This window comes from Sinomonas cellulolyticus (assembly GCF_014656475.1).
GTDB classification, from domain to species: domain Bacteria; phylum Actinomycetota; class Actinomycetes; order Actinomycetales; family Micrococcaceae; genus Sinomonas; species Sinomonas cellulolyticus.
Genome location: NZ_BNCM01000010.1, coordinates 83,518 through 102,606, shown reverse-complemented (window position 1 = coordinate 102,606; position 19,089 = coordinate 83,518). Strand labels below are relative to the sequence as shown.

The following is a 19,089-nucleotide window of genomic DNA, read 5'->3' as shown; positions in this document are numbered from 1 at the left end:
ACGCTCCCTCGGACCGCACGCGGCCGCCTACATGCGCCGCTTCGTCTTCGCCGTCGCCACCGCCGTCCACGGGTCCTCGGGCCAAGGGTGCTTGGGGTACCGTCCGCGCATCTCCGCGCGCACCTGGGCGTAGGGACCGGACCAGAAGGACGCGAGATCATCGGTCACCGCGAGAGGGCGGCCGGCCGGTGAGAGCAGGTGGAACAGCACCGGCACGCGCCCGTCCACGAGGCGGGGCGTCTCGGCCCAGCCGAAGCACTCCTGGAGCTTCACGGCGACGACCGGACGCCCAGCAGGGGCCGCGCCGTCGTCCGCGCGGTCCTCCACCGGGGGGTACTCGATCCGCACCCGCGAGCCGCTGGGCACCTCGAGCCGCTCGGGGGCGAGCTCGTCGAACCGCGCCGCCTCGGGCCACGGCAGCAGCCGGCGCAGCGGCTCGGCGAGGTCCACTCCGCGCACGGAGGTGCCCCCGGCAAGCGCGTCGACCTCGGGGGCGAGCCACTCGTCGAGCCGGGCGAGCAGGGCGGGGGCCGACACGTCGGGCCACGGGTCACCGAGTTCCCGACGGACGAGCGCGAGCCTGCGCCGCAGCCCATCCGCTGCATCGGACCAGCCGATCACCCCGAGTCCCTCCGCCTCGAGGGCGCGCACGACGGCGCGGTGCCCCTCCTCGCGCGCCGGCCTCACGGGCGTCGACTCGAGCTGGATCGCACCCAGGCGCCGGTCTCGCCGCGCGGCGATGCGGCCGGCGTCGAACCTCGCCTCGACCCGGTCCGTGAGGAGGTGCCCCGCGGCGAGCACCGCGGTCTCCTGGCTGATCGGCGCGGCGGCACGCACGACGGCGCCCGTCCCCGCCGCGTCTCGGCCCGCCGCCCGCGCGGCGTCGGCAATGGCGAGCCACTCGTGGCCCGTGAGCGGGCTCCCGACGGGCAGGCCGGCGCGTGTGCCGGAGGCGAGGAGGTACTGCTCGCGGTACCCGGGGACGCGGCGGGCCACGAAGCGCGGGAACGCGAGCGCGACAACCACCCCCACCTGCCGCCCGGGGTCACCACCAGGCCACCCGGGGTCACCACCCCCCGACCCGGCCCGCGCCTCGCGTGCAATCCGCTCGAAGCGCCGCACGTCCTCGGCCCACGCCCGCGCCTGGGGGTCGCGCCCGGAGCGGAGCGCTCGAAGAAGCCGGCCGAGGTCGGCGCCGGCAGGCCGCAGGTCCCGCGCCACCAAGGCCACAGCCTCGGCGGCGGCCCGCGGTCCCACGAGCCCGGCCCCCTCGAGGAGTGCCCGCCCGAGCCGCGGATCCGCCGGAATGCGCCCGAGGGTACGGCCGAGTGAAGTCGCGTGGCCGTCGTCGTCCACGGCCCCGATCGCCGCGAGCACCCCCACCGCCTCAGCCAGCGCGGGAGCGGGCGGCGCGTCCGGCAGCGCAAGGCCCACCCCACCGGGAGCACCCCAGCACGCGAGCACGAGCGCCGCCTCGGTCAGGTCGGCGGTGGTGATCTCGGGCGTCGAGTGTACGGGAGCAGCGGCGAAGGCGCGCTCGTCGTAGCACCGCACCACGCAGCCCGGGCCCTGGCGGGCGGCGCGACCGGCACGCTGCTCGGCCGAGGCCCGCGAGCAGGAGACGGTCACGAGCCCGGACATTCCCCGCGAGGCATCTCGCCGCGGTTCCCGTGCGAGCCCGGAGTCGACCACGAGACGTACCCCCGGGACGGTCAGGGAGGACTCGGCCAGCGCGGTCGAGACCACGATCCGGGGCCCGTCCCCGGGTCCTCGCCCGGAGACGGCCCGATCCTGCTCCGCAGCCGGTGCCTGCCCGTGCAGCTCGAGAACCTCGATGCGGTCCGGACCGCCGCGGGCACGGGAGCGGAGCCGCTCGGCGACATGCCGCACCTCGCGTGCGCCGGGTACGAACACGAGGGCATCGACGTCACGCCCGCGGGCCTGTTCGCGGCGGTGCTCGTCCAGCGCCACGTCCGCCACGTGGTCCAGGAAGCCGCGGGTCACCCCGCGCTCGTCGAGCCTCGGCACGGACGACGGCGCCCACCCCACCTCGAGCGGGAACAGGGCGGACGGGCAGTCGACCACGGGCACGGCGCCCTCGTCACCGCCGAGCAGCGCGGCAAACCGCGGAGCGTCCAGGGTCGCGGACATGGCCACCAGCGTGAGGTCGCCTCGCAGCTGCCTCACCTCCGCCAGCATCCCCACCAGCAGGTCGGTCTCGAGTCCGCGCTCGTGCACCTCGTCGAGCACCACGGCGTCGACGCCCTCGAGCCCCGGATCGGCGAGGAGCCTCCGGACGAGGATGCCGGGGGTGACGAACTCGACCCTCGTCCCCGGGGAGGTGTGCCGCTCACCCCGGACCGTGTACCCGACGCGCCCACCGATCGCCGTGCCGTCCAGCGCCGCGAGCCTCCGGGCCGCCGCCCGGACGGCCACCCGCCGCGGCTGGGTGACGACGACGCGAGGTGCGGGGGCGCCGTCGTGCGTCCCGTGACGCCCCGCGCCCGCCGCCGACACGAGATTCGCCACGAGCGGCGGCACGAGGGTGGTCTTGCCGGTCCCGGGGGGCGCCTGGACCACGGCCGCGGCGCCCGGAGCGGCGAGAGCCGCCGCGAGCTCGGGGAGCGAGCCCTCGAACGGCAGCCCCGCGCCGATGCGCTCGAGGTCGAAGGGCTGGCTGGCCCACCGCCTCACAGCGGCGGGTGCTCGGGAGCCGGCGGCGCGTGGCCGGGAGCGGCACGGCCCGTCAGCCGCCCACGGAACGTGTTCCACGTGAGCGCGTCGGGTGCCCCGTCGAACTCTCCACCCTGGGGGTCGTCCTGCCGGCTCCGGCGGATGGGATCGCCGCTCGGATCGTAGATGTCCATGACGATCCGCACGCATAGGTAGATGACGGCGCCCATGTGGGCCAGGACGGCACCCACGTAGTAGGGGGAATCGATGTTGTTCGTCGCGGGGCCGCCGCTCGTGGTGGCTCCGAGGTACATCCAGACCGCCCACCAGTGCAGCGCCTCGACGGCCATCCAGATGAGGTAGTCGCGCCATCGCGGCCGGGCGAGCGCGAGGAGCGGGATGAGCCACACTACGTACTGCGGCGAATAGGCCTTGTTGGTGAGGATGAGGGCGGCGACCAGGAGGAAGGCGAGCTGCGCGAGGCGCGGCCGCCGGGGTGCGTGCAGGGCGACGAAGACGACTCCGAGGACGGCGAGTGCGAAGGCGACCACGGCGATGGCGTTGACCTCGGGTGTCTCGAGGGCCGGCAGTCTCAGGCGCCCGGCAACGAGGTTCCACGCGTAGTAGACGGAGGAGAAGCCGGCGGGGCGGTCGCGGGTGAACTCGAAGACGTAGGACCAGCCCCGCGGGTCGATCAGTGCGAAGGGGAGATTGACCGCCAGCCATGCGAGGGCGGCGCCTCCCGCCGTCAGTTGGAGGGACCGGTACCGGCCGGTCCGCAGGGCCAGGAGGAGGATCGCCCCCAGCACAAGGAGCGGGTACAGCTTGGTGGCCATGCCGAGCCCGATCAGCACCCCCGCCCACAGCGGCTGGTTCCGTGCGAAGAGCCATATCCCCACGGCAAGGAGTGCTACCGTCCACAGGTCCCAGTTGATGAACCCGGCGAGGATGGCTCCGGGGGCCACGGCCAGCATCGCCGCGTCCCACGGGCGCCGGCGGTTGGACCGGGCCGTGGCGATGACCGCCACGAGCCACATGACGGCCAGCAGCACGGCGTTGAAGTCGAAGTACCCCAGGATCCGGGCGGTGCTGGCCCCGCTCCCGGGCACGGCCAGCGCGGTGATCCCCGCGATGAGGCTGGTCAGGATGGGGTATTCGAACGGGTGCCCCTGGCTGAGGAAGGGCATGACGCCGTCCGCCAGCCCGCGCTCGGTGAAGAGGCTCGGGAAGTCGGAGTAGCAGGTCGAGTAGAACTGCTGGGGGCTGTTCCAGCCGTAGATGCGGCAGTAGCCCTTGAGCGCCACGCCCGCCAGGGCCGCGAGCGCGGTGAGGAGGATGAGGACGCGCTCGGCGGTCCAGAATCCACTGCGCACAAGCCCGGGCGCCGCGTGGTCTCCGAGCGGGCCGCCGATTGACTCGGACAGCGTGTGCAGGAGTGGATCGTTGCGGGTGGGCGAGATGACCGCCTGCCGTGCTTCCGGCTTCTCGTCGTGGCGCAGCACCATAGCCCGAGCCTACCGGCTGCCTCCGACGCGCTCTGCTGGCAGCGGTTGCCGGCTCCCGTCAAGGAGCCGGCAACCGAAGGTCCTCCTGCAGTCAGTGGAGGATCTCATCGCGGAACGGTCAGGGCCGGACGCCGAACTCCGCGAGGAAGGTCTGCGCCGAGGGGATGTCGACCCGCTGGTAGCCGCCGATATACCGGCAGTTCGACGTGAGGCCGTAGCTCGTGACCCCCACTATCTGCCCCTGGTAGAACACCGGGCCGCCGGAGTCTCCGAAGCAGGTGCCTCCGGTGCCCTTCGTGTCATTGGGGTTGCCGTTGGTCTGGAACACCTGAGGACTGACCTTCTGCAGGGGCATGTCAACGTAGCGCCGGATGAGCGGGTAGCTCATCGGCTCGGGCTTCTGGGGCCCCGAGTCGGGCTTGCGGACCTCGGTGCCGTACCCCACGGCGGTGACGATGGTCTTCGGGACGTCTCCGGGGCTGATGGCGTCGAGTGTGCCGGCCGCCGCGATGGGGTACACCGGCAGGCCCGACACCGGCTCGTCGAGCACCACCACGCCGAGGTCGTTCCAATTCCTCAGGTCCGTGAAGTTGGAGTAGTCGGGGTGGGCGTGCGCGGTCCCGCTCACCCTCCCGGCGAGGTCAGCGGCGGTGTAGCCGATGCTGGGCTCCGCAGCGGCGGGAATGCCCGAGGGCGGCTCATCGGCGATGACCGAGCGGAAGTCCACGAGCACCTTGCCGAGCACCCCGTCGGTGCAGTGCGCGGCGGTGAGGAGCACCCTGGGCGAAACAAGGGCGGCGGAGCAGCGGAACCGCCCGTCGGCGTCGTAGAAGACGATCATCGCGACCCCCGGGTGGGTGCTGCCGTCGGGGGTTCCTCCGGTGCTCGCCTGAGCGGGGGCCGCGATGAAGGCCAAGCTGAAGACTGTCGCGAACGCCGCCAGGAGGGCGGCGATTTTCCTGCGCATGGGCTCTCCTTCCGTGCACTCCGTGTTGAGTGCATCTGAAGGGGATTCTTCACGAATCATGCCTTGCTGGGAAGATGCTGGGATATTTCTCCCAATTCCTACAGGATCGGGCGCGACAGCCCGAGTTCGCGCTGCACCGCCTCGCGATGGGCATCGATGCGGGCGGCGTCGACGTCGCTGTGGAGCCTGCGCAGGAAGTGCTGGATGCGCTGGGCCATGGTGGTCACCTCCTGGTGGCCGCTCGGTGCGGGAGTCTGCTGCGCGGACGACGGCGAACTGGTCGCCTCGGGCGGAACGGTCGGGGCCTGCGGCGGGACTGCCGTCGTCTGGGGTCCGGCCAGTGCAGGATCGGATACGGATGGGGCGGTCAGGGGCGGGGTCGGTCGCGAGGACACGGGAGTCTCCTGGGCAGGGGGCAGCGCGGAGCGGCGCCACCGGAAGGGGTTCGGTGCACCGGCCGCATAGGCCGTGTGCGAGGGCATGCGTCATCGCAGAAGGGCATTGCGCAATAACAGAGGAAAACCAGTCGAGAATAATGGTGCGGACCATTATTGGGGACCAGAGAAATGCCCATCGGCAATGATGCGAAATTGGCCGGCGGAAACCGGCCGAATGGGGCGAGAATTCCGCAGGACGTGCCGCCGGCGCGGACGGGCGCTCGGGAAGGATGAGCGTCAGGCAGGCGGGGAGGCGTACGGGCGGTTCAGCGGGTCAGCATCACGAGGCTCCACCGCGCCGTTCCGAGGCCTTTTCGCCTGGAACGCGGCTGGAGTGGCCGCGGAGACTCTCCGCCGAGGATCAGGCGCCCGCGGCGCCGGAGGCCGGCAGGAGGCCGCAGTGACCGCCCATCAGAAACGCAGTCCAACCACGGTTGAGAACCTTGGTAATCGTCATCGGTCCAGCCTCCTTCGGACATCCGGTCTGGTGGTCTACCCGCTTCGGGGGGACCTCTGGGCTTGTCATGAGCCTGAGCGGCTCATAGATAAAAGGTAGAACAACGCGCTGATAAACCGCAAGGGGAAAATCAGACTTCTTTGAAGAAATCTCCAGGTGAATGCGTAGGGGCTCCCGTCAGAGTCCCCACGCCTCGATCGCCGGCGTCTTCTTGTCCCACCCGAGCCGGCATACCTTGGCCGTCCCCAGCACGAAGTGGCATCCCATCTCGGGAGGCAGTCCCATCCAGCGCGCCGCCAGGATGCGGCAGAAGTGCCCGTGTGCCACGACGAGCGCGTTCTCCACGCCTGCCGTCCGCACCCGCTCCACAATGCGGTCGGCACGCTCGCCCACATGCGCAAGCGTCTCGCCGTTCGGCACGCCGTCCTTCCAGATGAGGTAGTCGGGATTGGTCCTGCGGACGTCGGCAGACCGGACGCCCTCGTAGTCGCCGTAGTCCCACTCGAGGGCGTTGGGCTCCGGCTGAGCCTCGGGAAAGCCGGCGAGCTCGGCCGTGCGCCGGGCACGCTGCAGCGGTGAGGTCAGCACGAGGCCGAAGTCGACGCCGTCGAGCGCCTTGGCAGCCATCCGCGCCTGGTCCTCGCCCACCTCGGTGAGCGGGAGATCGGTGAGGCCCGTGTACTGGCCGCTCTTGGACCACTCCGTCTCGCCATGGCGAAGCAGCCAGAGGCGCGTGAGGTCGAAGTCCTCCATCCCGGGAAGGCCCATGCTGCCCATCTAGCGCTCCTCGCTCTCTGCCGTGTCCTGACGGGGCGTGGAGCCCCCCTCGTCACCGGCCTCTGGCTGCTGTGCCCACCATTGAAGCAGTCGGTCGCGGGCCTCGTCCTCGCTGGCGGGCCCATTCTCCATCCGCTCATTGAGCAGGAACTGGTACGCCCGCCCCACGAGGGGCCCGGGACGGATCCCGAGGATGGCCATGATCTGGGACCCGTCGAGGTCCGGCCTGATTGCCGCGAGCTCCTCGCGCTCGGCGAGGTCGGCGATGCGCTGCTCGAGGTCGTCGTAGGCAAAGGCAAGGCGGTCTGCCTTGCGCTGGTTGCGGGTCGTCACGTCCGAGCGCGTGAGGCGGTGCAGACGCTCGAGGAGCGGGCCCGCGTCCGTGACGTAGCGGCGCACCGCGGAGTCGGTCCAGCCGGCATCCCCATAGCCGTAGAAGCGCATGTGCAGCTCGACGAGCCGAGCGACGGCCTTGATCGTGTCGTTGTCGAAGCGCAGTGCCTTCATGCGCTTCTTCACGAGCTTGGCACCCACCACGTCATGGTGGCGGAAGGTGACCCCGCCGCCGGGTTCGAACCGGCGCGTGGCCGGCTTGCCGGCGTCGTGCATCAGCGCTGCGAACCGCAGCACGAAATCGGGTCCGGGGACCGGGCCGTCGGGACCGGTCTCGAGGCCGATCGCCTGCTCAAGGACCGTGAGCGAGTGCTGGTAGACGTCCTTGTGGCGGTGATGCTCGTCCGCCTCGAGGCGCAGCGCCGGGATCTCAGGGATCACCCGCTCGGCCAGGCCCGTCTCGACCAGCAGGTCGATGCCCGCCCTCGGGGACGCGCCCTTCACGAGCTTCACGAGCTCGTCGCGCACCCGCTCCGCGGAGATGATGGTGATCCGCTCCGCCATCTCCGTCATCGCCGCCTGCACCTCCGGTGCCACTCCGACGCCGAGCTGCGACGCGAAGCGGGCGGCCCGCATCATGCGCAGCGGATCATCGGAGAAGGAGAGCTCCGGGGCGCCGGGGGTGCGCAGGAGTCCCGCATGGAGATCGGAGAGGCCGCCGAAGGGGTCCACGAGCTCGAGGTCCGGAAGGCGGAGCGCCATCGCGTTCATGCTGAAGTCACGCCGCTCGAGGTCCGCGACCAAGTCCTTGCCGAAGGCGACGGCGGGCTTCCGCGAGTCCGGATCGTACGCCTCCGCGCGGTACGTGGTCACCTCGATCTGATGGCCGCCCTTGCGCAGGCCGATCGTGCCGTATTCCCGCCCGATGTCCCAGTGCGCGTCCGCCCAGCCCCGCACCACCGCGAGGGTCTGGTCCGGATCCGCATCGGTGGTGAAGTCCAGGTCCGGGGACGCCCGGCCCAGGAAGAGGTCGCGGACCGGGCCGCCCACGAGCGAGAGCTCGAAGCCAGCGTCCACGAACCGCCGTCCAAGCTCCAGGACCACGGGATCAACCGTGAACCGCGCTTCCTGCACTGCCTTCTCATCTGCTCCCATAGTCCTTAAAGCTTGGCAGATCCCGGCGCGGCCGCAGTCCACGCCTGCGCTGCCGTCCCCGGCAGGGGCTCGTTCGTTAGAGTGGTCTGCATGGTCATTCCGTTGCCGAGCGATCCTCAGAAGAGGAGGAGTGCGCCCCTGCCCTCGGCAGTGGGGCCGCACATCGCCCCGGCCGGGCATGCCTACCCGTCGTCGCTGCCCACTGTCGAGGAGGTCTCCGCGGGCGGAGTCGTCGTCGACACCTCTGATCCCAACCTTCCTGTGGCGATCATCGCGCGCCTCAACCGGGGCGGGCGCCTCGAGTGGTGCCTCCCGAAGGGGCACCCGGAGGGCCGCGAGTCCAACGAGCGGGCCGCGGTGCGGGAGATCAACGAGGAGACGGGAATCATGGGAGAGATCCTCGCCCCGCTCGGCAGCATCGACTACTGGTTCACGGTGACGGGCCACCGCGTGCACAAGACGGTGCACCATTACCTCCTGCGTGCAACAGGCGGCCACCTGACGATCGAGAACGATCCGGACCACGAGGCGATCGATGTGGCCTGGGTCCCCATCTCCGAGCTCGCACGGCGCCTGTCCTTCCCGAACGAGCGCCGCATCGCGGACTTGGCCCGCGAGGTGCTTCCCGAGCACCTCCTCGCCTGAGGCAGCCGTGGCCGCATCAAAGTCCGCACCCGTCTCGGAGGCCCGGTCGAGCGCGATCATGGCGGCCGGCACCCTCGTCTCGAGGGCACTGGGCTTCATCCGCTCGTGGATGCTCATCCTCGCGCTGGGACTGGGCTCAACGGTGGCGGACACGTTCGTCAACGCGAACAACCTGCCGAACCTGATCTTCCTGCTCGTGGCCGGCGGCGTTTTCAACTCGGTCCTGGTCCCGCAGATCATCAAGGCGAGCAAGGCTTCGGACGGCGGCGCGGACTACATCAGCCGCCTGCTGACTCTGGGCGTGCTCGTGATGCTCGTGCTGACGGCGGTCGTGACCCTGGCCGCGCCGTGGGTCATGCAGCTCACGACGTCCGGCTACAGTCCGCCGCAGCTCGCCCTCGCCACGGTGTTCGCCTACTGGTGCCTCCCTCAGATCTTCTTCTACGGCCTCTACGCCCTCCTGACCCAGGTGCTCAACGCGCACGGATCGTTCGGGCCCGCCATGTGGGCCCCGATCGTGAACAACATCGTGGCAATTGCCGGGCTGGGCATGTTCGTGTGGATCTTCGGTGCCAACCGGGCCAATCCGCACACTCTCGACAACTGGACCAGCGGCCACACGTTCTTCATCGCGGCGATGTCCACGATCGGCGTCGTGATCCAGACGGCGCTCCTGCTGATCCCCGTGATGAGGCTCCGCCTCGGGCTCGCGCCGAGATTCGGCTGGCGCGGGGTGGGGCTCGGGACCGCGGCGCGCCTCGGCGTCTGGACGCTCGCCACCACCGCGGTGGGCCAGCTGACGTTCCTGTACGTCATGAAGATCGCCTCCCAGCCGGGCGCCGAGCGCGTGAGGCTGCAGGAGGCGGGCGATCCCCTGTGGCAGCAGATCCCCGGCAACACTGTGCTGGAGATCGCCTCGCAGCTGTACCTCCTGCCGCACTCGATCATCGCGCTGTCCCTCGCCACCGTGCTGTTCAACCGCATGACCGAGGCCTCGCAGGCGGGCGACCGTGCCGGGGTCCGGGAGGCGCTCTCCCACGGGCTGCGGACCATGGCCGTGGCCACCGTGTTCGCCGCGCTGGCCCTGTTCGCCCTCGCCGCGCCGCTGGGAATGTTCTTCTCGGGCGGCCGCGCGTCGGACGGCGTCATGCTCGCCCAGACCCTGAGCATCCTCGCGCTGAGCACCCCGTTCATGAGTGCGAACTTCATGATGGCCCGCGTCTTCTACGCGAACGAGGACGCCCGCACACCGTTCAAGATCCAGCTGTGGCTCGCGGTCCTCAATGTCGTCGGGGCGTTCGCCATCCAGTTCCTGCCCGCCCGCTACATCATCTTCGCGATTGCCGGGCTGTACACCGTGGGCAACGTCCTGTCGGTTGTGCTCAGCAGCCATTACCTGCGCCGGCTGCTCGGGCACCTCGACGGCGCCAAGGTGGCCCGCTCGTACATCCGGATGGGGTACGCGGCGACCGGTTCCGCTGTGGTGGGCGCTATCGCCGTCGGCCTCCTGGGCGGGTACAACCCCGCTGGGTTCATCTGGAGCTCGAATTTCGCGGCCCTCGCGGCCGTGGTGATCATCGCGGTGCCCATGCTTGTTGTGTACTTTGTGCTCCTGCGGGTTTTCCACGTCACCGAGGTGCGTGACCTCCTCGCACCCCTCCTCGGCCGCTTGGGTGGCCGGTTCGGCGCGGCCGCGGGGGCGCCGTCGTCCGCATCCCGCGCTTCGGGCGCGCCTCGTCCGGCAACGCACGACGGCGCAGCCGTCGCCGCGCGCTCCGAGGAGACCCGAGCACCCATCACCGCAGCGGTCACGATGTCGGACGACACCGGCATCATCCCCCGCATCTCAGGCCAGTTCGACCCCGTCATGTACCGGGCGCGCCCGTCCGCGCCCACCGATGAGAGGCTTCCGGGCAGGCGCTCCTACCAAGGCCCTCCCGGCGAGAATCCGCACTTCCCCGAGGACTGACGCCCAGCGCCGCCCGCGGCGTGACCCCCGCGTCCGCTAGGATCTCTAGCAGCACAAGGCGCGGCCATGGCCACGCCCGCGCGAACGACCAGGAGGTTTCCGTGTCACAGCCCATCGACGTCGGCACCGTGATCGGAGGGCGGTACAAAGTCACGTCCTCGATCGTGACGTCCCAGGGGGGCGATCTCGTCCTCGACGGTGTGGATCAGGTGCTGAACCGGCCCGTGAGCATCCTGGTGGCGGGCCGTGCCAATGCCGACCAGCTCGCACAGAGCGCACGCGAGGTCGCCATGGGCGAGCGTCACGGTGCCGTGCAGGTCCTCGACCTCGGCATCAGCCAGGGGTCGACCTACCTGATCACGAACCACACCGACGCGGCTGACCTCCTGGACCTCATCGTTCCTCAGGAGACGCCCTACGTGGAGCCGTTCTTCACGGACACCCTCGGAAGCGAGCTCTTCGGCGAGTCGCGTTCCCACGAACCGGAGACCTATGACGGCACGGTCGATCCGGGCCGGCCCGACGAGTACATTCGGTATGACGACCACGATGAAGTAGCACCGTCTCGCGGCGCGGTACCGGGCCGGCAGCAGCAGTCCTTCCCTGCACCCCGGGGAGAGGCGACGCAGGCGTTCCCGCCGGCCGCCCGGCCCCGCGATACCCCCGGCGCCGGTCCGGCTCAGGGTGCGGCTGCGGCGGCGGCTGCGGCGGCTGCCGCCTCACGTCCCGGCGCTACGCCCACGTCTTCCATTCCGCCGCCACCAGCCGCGCCGCCTCGGTCGGCTCCCTCGGCCGGCTCACCCGGCGCTGGCCAGGGTGGCGCAGGCTCGACACGCGTGACCCCGTGGCCCAATCCCCAGGACCGCAGCGGCACCGAGTCAGCACCGACCGCCGCGGCCCCCGTCCAGCCTCAGCGGTCCGAGCCACGCGAACACCGGCCGTCCAGCCGCCCCGCGGCTGTCCTGCCCGCGGCGGCGAGGCCGTCATACAACGGCCGGGACGCCTACGACGATGACGACGAGTCCACGAAGCCCCGTTCTATGCCATGGCTCGTCGGCGGCATCCTCGCCGTCGTCCTGATCGCAGCTCTCATCTTCGCCTTCACGACCCTCGGCGGACTCTTCCAGCCGCAGCAGGCGGGGACCGCATCGTCGCAGCACCCCGCTCAGCAGGCACCGTCGTCTGCCGCTGCTGGACCGAGCAGCGCCGCGGCGACGTCTGCGGCGCCGGCGCCCGCTGCCGCGCCCGAGATCGAGAGCGTGACCAGGCTCAATCCGGGCGAATTGACCTTCGCCAACTCGTTCGACAGCAAGCTGCCGTTGACCTTCGACGGCAACCCCGCGACGTTCTGGTCGGGGATGGAGTTTGCCCGGGAGGATTGGGGCGGGTTTACCAAGAGCGTCGTCTTGGCGGTCAAGCTCAAGGATCCCGCGCAGATCAAGCAGGTCACCCTCCTCCAGTCGGGCGGTTCCGGCGGCAACTTCAGTATCTACACCAACAACGATCCGAGCCTGACGGGAGCAGCCCTCGCCGGCACCTCGTCGTTCACGGGCCCTCAGGTCACCGTCCCGGTTAGTGCCTCTCCGACTGCCCAGTACGTGCTGATCCAGATCAACTCGCTTCCGCGTCTTTCGGCACCGCAGACCCAGTATCCGTTCGGGCTGCGTCTGGCCGAGATCAAGGTCGAATAGAGGGCGACGCTGCCCGCGGCAGGGGCCACGGACTCCGTTCCGTGGCCCCTGCCGCTTTTCTCGTGGGCGATGGAATCCTCCGAGCCGTGCCGCCCTCTTCGGTACCCTAGGAGGTACAGCTGCGCGGAATATCGGCAACAACCGGTACGTTGTGGCTGCTGACAACCACACGTTGACCGCCAAGGAAGAGGTACGCATCCCGTGAGCACCGCTGAGACCGCCGCCGACGTCCGCGACGTCATCATCGTCGGTTCTGGACCCGCGGGGTACACCGCAGGCATTTACACCGCGCGCGCCAACCTTAATCCGTTGATTTTCGCCGGATCGGTCACCGCCGGCGGTGAATTGATGAACACCACCGAGGTCGAGAACTTCCCCGGATTCCCGGAGGGGGTCCAAGGCCCTGAGCTGATGGACAAGCTCGAGCAGCAGGCCTCGAAGTTCGGCGCACAAATCGAGTACGAGGACGTCGAGTCCGTCGATCTGGCCGGAGAGATCAAGACGGTCACGCTGACGAACGGGACCTCCTACCGGGCGCACGCAGTCATCATCTCGACTGGGTCCGCCTATCGCGAGCTCGGCCTGCCGAACGAGAAGCGCCTGTCCGGTCATGGTGTGAGCTGGTGTGCGACGTGCGACGGCTTCTTCTTCAAGGACCAGGACATCGCCGTTGTCGGCGGCGGCGACTCCGCCATGGAAGAGGCCCTCTTCCTCACGAAGTTCGCACGGTCCGTCACCGTGGTCCACCGCCGGGACAGCCTGCGCGCTTCGAAGATCATGGCCGACCGCGCCCTCAACCACGAGAAGATCAAGTTCGCGTGGAACTCTGAAGTTGCCGACGTCGTCGGCGGCGACAAGGTGACCGCCCTTCGCCTGCGGAACACGGTGGACGGCACGGAGTCCGAGATCCCCGTGACGGGCATCTTCGTGGCCATCGGCAACGACCCCCGCACGCAGCTCGTCAAGGATGTCCTCGAGCTCACTTCGGAAGGAACGATCGCGGTTGAAGGCCGGTCCTCGAAGACTAGCCTCCCAGGCGTCTTCGCGGCGGGCGACGTCGTCGATCCCACCTACCGTCAGGCCATTACAGCAGCCGGTTCCGGTTGTGTCGCGGCCCTCGATGTTGAGCACTATCTTGCTGACATTGAGGCCCGTGCACTGACCAGCCAGGCATAATCACCTCCGAGAGAACGGATCGCAGAAGATGAGCAACGCAAAGAATGTCACGGACGCGGACTTCACCGATCAGGTGATCATGTCCGAGAAGCCCGTCATCGTCGACTTCTGGGCTGAGTGGTGCGGACCGTGCCGGAAGCTCGGCCCTATCCTCGATGACATCTCCGTCGAGTATGCGGACAAGGTTGATGTCGTGAAGGTTGACGTCGACAACAACCCGAACATCGCTGCCGAGTACGGCATCACGTCGATTCCTGCTGTCTACCTCTTCGAGAAGGGCAAGGTCACCGGTACGGTCATCGGTGCTCGCCCGAAGCAGTACTTCGAGAAGGAGTGGAACGAAGTCCTCGCGAAGTAGTCTGGCTCGGCCAAGAGGCTCAGGAGGGATGGACGACTAGGTCGTCCCTCCCTCCTTCTTTGCGCTCGTCGCCTTGCGTTTCACGTGAAACGTCGCGCTCCTGTCGGCGGCAGGACGAGTCCATCCTGTCGACCGTCGAGCGCACCCCATGAATTTCGGAGACCGGCCCTGGCATCGCGGTCGAGAAACCAGCGGAAGATCAACTCAGGCAGCGACTGTGGGGCTACCCGCGCGTGCAACTCTTCAGGGTAGCTCGATCGGTGAACCGGAATGTGCGCATGCCATTCGGGGTAGGCGATGTCGTCGCCCTAGGCTCACTCCGTCAAACCAGGCTCCCCTCACAGCCCCTGTGCACCCCCAACGGCTCCCCCTATACCCTCATGACCCTCAGCATCAGAGATGGCACGATCAACCTCGCGGTGAGTTCTTCTCTGCATTGTCTCCTCCTGCGCTTCGCGACGAAGCTTCCACCCGTTCGCATTGAAGGGTGCACCTAGAAGACATTTCGCCTGCCCGTTGGCCGGCGGTCCGCGCACACTGGCCTGCGCTGCCCCAGTTCGCGCACATCCACCAGATGATTGTCCATGGTGCGAATCCCGAATTTCTCGTGGTCTTTGCGCCACCCGGTCAGATCGGTCTCCAACTGTTCACCGCCGGCTCAGCACCGCCTGCTCCACACCGCCCGCCCAGCACAGCGTGCTGCTTTACCCGCGTTGCAGCATCTCTATTGCAGTGTCTTGCCTAGGCAGAACCGCTCGCCAACAGGTTTCACTTGCGTGTGTTCGACTCACCGTCGAGTACACGAGAGGGCGCCCCTACGGGGTCGACGCCATTGAATGTGCAGACCAGCACGCCGAGGGTCTGGGAATTCGATTACGGCAACGCGCACGCAGCTTCCTCCCAGGGGCCAGGGTTGCCCCGCGACGGGTAAGTGCTTTGGCAGCGCCGCGGGCCACGGGCCTAGATGGATATCGTCAAAAGGTGGCCGTGGGGGGCGACCGGCGTTCATCCGTTGTAGAGAATTGGGCAGGGACAGAAGCGCGTGACCGATAGGTCATACGGTCTGGCGCGGAGTGCTGTACCAGGGAGACCCGTTAGCTTACCCAGACCGACTAAGGCGCAGCCCGAACCGGCTACGATGCTCTGCCGACAATGGCTGCTGCGGGACGGTCACACGATTGCGTCAACCCCCTCTCCTCGGAATAGCAATGGCCGTCCTTCGCCACAGCTTTCGCCTGCCTTTGGCGTGTTTCACGTGAAACAGAAGCACCAATCCAGCTCCGCCGCTAGTCGCCCACTCATTGTGTGGCTCTTCCCGCAAGATCCTGGCTAGTGTTTCACGTGAAACAGGCAACGCCAGTCAACAAGCATCGCTACTCTGATCAGCCATGTCGACCCATTGTCCCACCAACACTTTGCCCGTCGACGCAGCCGCGTCGCCCAGCGGAGATCGATCGGTCGGATAGGTGCGAAGCAATGCCGTGGTCCGGGATCGGCGGTCATGCGCTCCGGCTTACCACTTGCTCTACCGAGCACGCCTGGGGCGACTTAGTCCTTGTGTGCGCCGCAAATGATCCCTGCCCACGAAGGCCAGCGCCATGCAAGTTCCAGCCACTCCTAGACAGCACCCTCTATCGCGAATGCCGGCTTCGCGGCTGGGCCGCTACTCACAGTCCTCGGGTCACGTCCGCCCCTCTGTCTAGGGCCAGCAGGCATCGGCACGGTAGCTGCCGCGATAGCTATCCCATGGATGGCGTACGCGAAGGCACTGAACATTGGGGCGCTATCGCCGTCGCGTTTGATACGAACTATGGACGTGCCCAAGAGCGCCCCTCATCCGTCCTCACGGCACCGGAGGTGAAGTCGCTACCCATGGCATCAAAGCCCCAAGGGAAGACACCCAGGCGCCAGAGAACACCATCACGCCCGACGAAGGAGTGAAAGGCGAACCAGTGCGTCGAACCAGCTGGGCCGCATCGTGTCGGATGTGGCCTAAGGTGCGGAGGATGGCGGGGCGGGCCATCGCTCCCACCCCAGCGACCGCGATCCGACGAACCGACTCAGCCCTGATTTTCCACACAGCTATCCACAGCTTGTATCCACAGCTGAGCACTGGATATCCACAGGCCACCGTCGTTCTAGGCACAGAAGGCCGACCGCTCAGAAAACAGCATCGTTCGCCGGCGCGTCATTAGTCACCGCGGCTGAGCGCGCCACCCCGCATGGGATGGGAGCGAAACCACCGACGCGACGGTCAGAAACCGGCCTCAGACCCGTATCTGCTGACCGGGAGGAAACCGCAAATAGTCGATCTATGTGCCCGAACCAGCCAGATCAAGAAGCCCGACAAGCGAGAAGTGCAAGGGAGCGGATCGATGTAGACCAAACGTCCGGACGCCTCCTGCGGTCCGCGAAGGGTCTTCCAGCCGTAAGTGTGCGCTGGCACTTAGATTGAGCGCGGAATCGACGCACTGATCGGGGCTCGGATGGCACTTTCCCACAGAGCTATCCACACCCGTTATCCACAGGCCGTCCACAGGCTGACTGCCTCTCAGTCCCCGAGCAGCAGTCAGCCCAGGCGCCCAATCTTCCGGTCCATTGCGACCATACGATTGACGGCTGTGTACCCCCACGCGGTGAGCGATTCCGATGCCCACGTCTTCCTCCCACAAGGGCGGAGCAAGGCCGATAGACCGCTGAGAGTCAAAGCCACAGGCGTGTCAAACGCGCGCAGACAGACGCTGAAAAGCGCGCGGCCGGGGGTCTGAACGGCCCCTCTGTCCCAAATAAACGAAGAGCCTTTTGCTCGATCCCGAGCCGGCCCCGATCATCGAACCCCTCGCATCTAGCGACGCGGCCCCGGCGGACTGCGTCTGCATCTGGCCGTTAGCGAGAGACGCTGGCCGGGGGCGCACGTGCTTCCCTCACTCGAGACGAGGGTCTGGTGCGCGCGTACAGGAGAACGTCATCGGCGGCAGCAACGAGCGTCGGTCCGGTGCCAGACTGCTCTTGGCCTGTTTTGCACGCTTCGAGGCCGCGTGTACATAGCGGAAGAGTGAATAGCCGGCGCAGTAGCTGGCCCGCAGACTCTTGGGGAGCATCGGTCCCGCGCCTTCAGGTTCTTCGCTACCGCCGCCCTGGCTCGCCACCGCCGCGCCACGCTTCACCACGGCAGCTGCGGGGCTCAAAGGTGTGCTGTCCAGCGTCCACCGTTTCACGTGAAACAGAACCTTCCGCGCCAACAGCGCGGGTCGGACTTCTCCTGGGCCCCATTAGATCGGCTGAATGCTCGCTAAAGATGGCCGCGCGATCGTCCCATCGCCCGCAAAGGCCCCAATAACTTGGCCGAAAGGATTGCGCAGCTGGAGATTCGGTCTTGTGGCTTGAGGCTTTGCCATCTAGTCGCGCGGACAAGGACTCCAGTGGACCCGCAGTTCCCAGCGACCACCTGCATTCGCGACTCACGACGTTCCGACGTACAGTGTCGGCCTCGACGCACCGAAGTCTCTCGCACTCACATCGGTCTTGCTTCCATAATCCATGTCAGGGTCGTCCCCCATGCCCTCGCCCCACGTCGACATCGCGACAATGTATCGGACGCAGTCAGGCCGCCGGGCAATCGGACCATAGCCCGACCCTTCAATCGGAACGCGTGCCGCCACGGCCTGCTTCGACGCACGTGTCGGCCCGCTGCCGCTACCTGTGGCGCGGGAGCGTTCCCTCTGCAGTGACCGCTGCCCGCAATAGGCACGTTAGCTCCGAATGGGCGGCAGCACCTGGGTCCAACCCACGCTCCACCCTCTCATCTGGGTTCGTAAAACGCGTCTTCACTCATCGCCCATGCACACCCCGCCTTTTCGCCTAGGTACAACCAAGCCTTTGTCATCCTCCCCAGCCCAGGAGGGTGTGACGGCAACTGAAGATTCGCCCGACATTGTGCACAAGGAGGCCCACACATATCGCTTGAAGCGGCCGCGGAACCGTGAACCGGAGATACCGCGGGGAACAGGCGCGAAGGTGTATGACTGCTGGAACCGCGTCAGCGCAGCCAGGTTTCACGTGAAACGCGACGCTCAACTCTCCAGCCCGCATGCTTCCACTCGCGGCTCGGCTCCATAGCAGCGACAGCGCTGCACCCCAGAGTCCCCCTATAGTGACAATCACCTGAACCCTCGCTGCCCAGAGCAGTCATGTTGCTATGAGCGCCGCCTACGACTCGCTGCGACCTTCGCAGGTCGCTCTAGTTCCTTTCAAAGCCAGGAGGAGCGCGAAAACTCGCGGGTTAGCGCCGACATCATCCTCTGCCCCTCAGCCGACTGGACTTGCCTCGGATCAACAGACGGGCACGCTGCAAAGTGGGTAGCAACCGACAATGGTCGTGGTCCGGCCGGCTTGAGCCTACAGCGCAAGCTCATACCCTATGTGGTGGCGCGCTCCCGATGCACCGAAGTGACTATCGATGCGGGTTTGGGTTCCCAACGTCTTTTCTGCATTCGGGGAACCTCGGCGGCCTGCGCCGGTGTACCGACGGGACAGCGCGACCCCTCTTTCGCCCACCCTCCGCCTTTGGCACGACCGTCGGTCCACCAATATCGTCGACGTGACCGGCCGCATTTCTATCTCTAGAGCTTGTTCCTCGATCTACGACGCACAATCTTCGGTGTCTTAGGCAGATCCACCGTCGGTAGATTCACGCGGAGTTGTCCGAGTGTGTCGGCGGCGGTGGGGGCCGACTGTGCAATCTCAATAGCGGAGGCCGCCGCTTCTGGACCTGTGCGCGAGGCGTGTCACGACGCAGCAGTCTCGGGGTCTGCCATTCAGCGCACCGCGGCCGTCGTCGGGATGGAGGGCCCCTCCGTGCACGACCTAAGAAGGGAAGCCCGGCGCCTCGGGCAAGCCGCTACACATGAAGCCAGCCCCGTTTCACGTGAAACGGGGCCGGCTCC

The 19,089-nt window shown here is 67.8% G+C and carries 11 protein-coding genes; 5 read left to right on the top strand and 6 right to left on the bottom strand.

All coding sequences use genetic code 11. The features are described from left to right. Positions 1-27: 27 nt before the first annotated feature. From hrpB to IE231_RS13080, 6 genes are all read right to left on the bottom strand, one after another. Positions 28-2,694 (bottom strand): ATP-dependent helicase HrpB, encoded by a 2,667-nt coding sequence (gene hrpB / locus IE231_RS13105; protein ID WP_189694412.1) that lies wholly within the window; start codon positions 2,692-2,694, stop codon positions 28-30. Continuing rightward, the gene (locus IE231_RS13100) at positions 2,691-4,178 is read right to left on the bottom strand and encodes a glycosyltransferase family 87 protein (RefSeq protein ID WP_189694411.1); all 1,488 of its coding nucleotides are present in this window, start codon (positions 4,176-4,178) and stop codon (positions 2,691-2,693) included. The genes hrpB and IE231_RS13100 overlap by 4 nt, the downstream gene beginning before the upstream one ends. Positions 4,179-4,296: 118 nt before the next feature. Beyond that, positions 4,297-5,145: a S1 family peptidase gene (locus IE231_RS13095; protein ID WP_189694410.1), complete on the bottom strand. Its 849-nt coding sequence runs from the start codon at positions 5,143-5,145 to the stop codon at positions 4,297-4,299. A 98-nt stretch (positions 5,146-5,243) separates the two neighbouring features. Continuing rightward, on the bottom strand, positions 5,244-5,540 hold the full coding sequence (locus IE231_RS13090) for a hypothetical protein (RefSeq protein ID WP_189694409.1): 297 nt from the start codon (positions 5,538-5,540) through the stop codon (positions 5,244-5,246). 676 nt (positions 5,541-6,216) lie between these two features. Then, positions 6,217-6,816 (bottom strand): histidine phosphatase family protein, encoded by a 600-nt coding sequence (locus tag IE231_RS13085; RefSeq protein WP_229866919.1) that lies wholly within the window; start codon positions 6,814-6,816, stop codon positions 6,217-6,219. Continuing rightward, positions 6,817-8,304: a CCA tRNA nucleotidyltransferase gene (locus tag IE231_RS13080; RefSeq protein WP_189694408.1), complete on the bottom strand. Its 1,488-nt coding sequence runs from the start codon at positions 8,302-8,304 to the stop codon at positions 6,817-6,819. A 138-nt stretch (positions 8,305-8,442) separates the two neighbouring features. Between IE231_RS13080 and IE231_RS13075 the strand changes: the two genes are divergently transcribed. From IE231_RS13075 to trxA, 5 genes are all read left to right on the top strand, one after another. Next, positions 8,443-8,949, top strand: a complete 507-nt coding sequence (locus tag IE231_RS13075; protein ID WP_189694463.1) for an NUDIX hydrolase — start codon at positions 8,443-8,445, stop codon at positions 8,947-8,949. Positions 8,950-8,956: 7 nt separating this feature from the next. Next, a complete protein-coding gene (murJ, locus tag IE231_RS13070; protein WP_374189459.1) occupies positions 8,957-10,918 on the top strand; it encodes a murein biosynthesis integral membrane protein MurJ in 1,962 nt (653 codons plus the stop codon). A 101-nt stretch (positions 10,919-11,019) separates the two neighbouring features. Next, positions 11,020-12,609, top strand: coding sequence for an ABC transporter substrate-binding protein (locus IE231_RS13065; protein WP_189694406.1), 1,590 nt, complete (start codon positions 11,020-11,022; stop codon positions 12,607-12,609). 201 nt (positions 12,610-12,810) lie between these two features. Continuing rightward, the gene (gene trxB, locus IE231_RS13060; RefSeq protein ID WP_189694405.1) at positions 12,811-13,785 is read left to right on the top strand and encodes a thioredoxin-disulfide reductase; all 975 of its coding nucleotides are present in this window, start codon (positions 12,811-12,813) and stop codon (positions 13,783-13,785) included. A 28-nt stretch (positions 13,786-13,813) separates the two neighbouring features. Continuing rightward, the gene (gene trxA / locus IE231_RS13055; RefSeq protein ID WP_189694404.1) at positions 13,814-14,143 is read left to right on the top strand and encodes a thioredoxin; all 330 of its coding nucleotides are present in this window, start codon (positions 13,814-13,816) and stop codon (positions 14,141-14,143) included. Positions 14,144-19,089 lie beyond the last annotated feature (4,946 nt).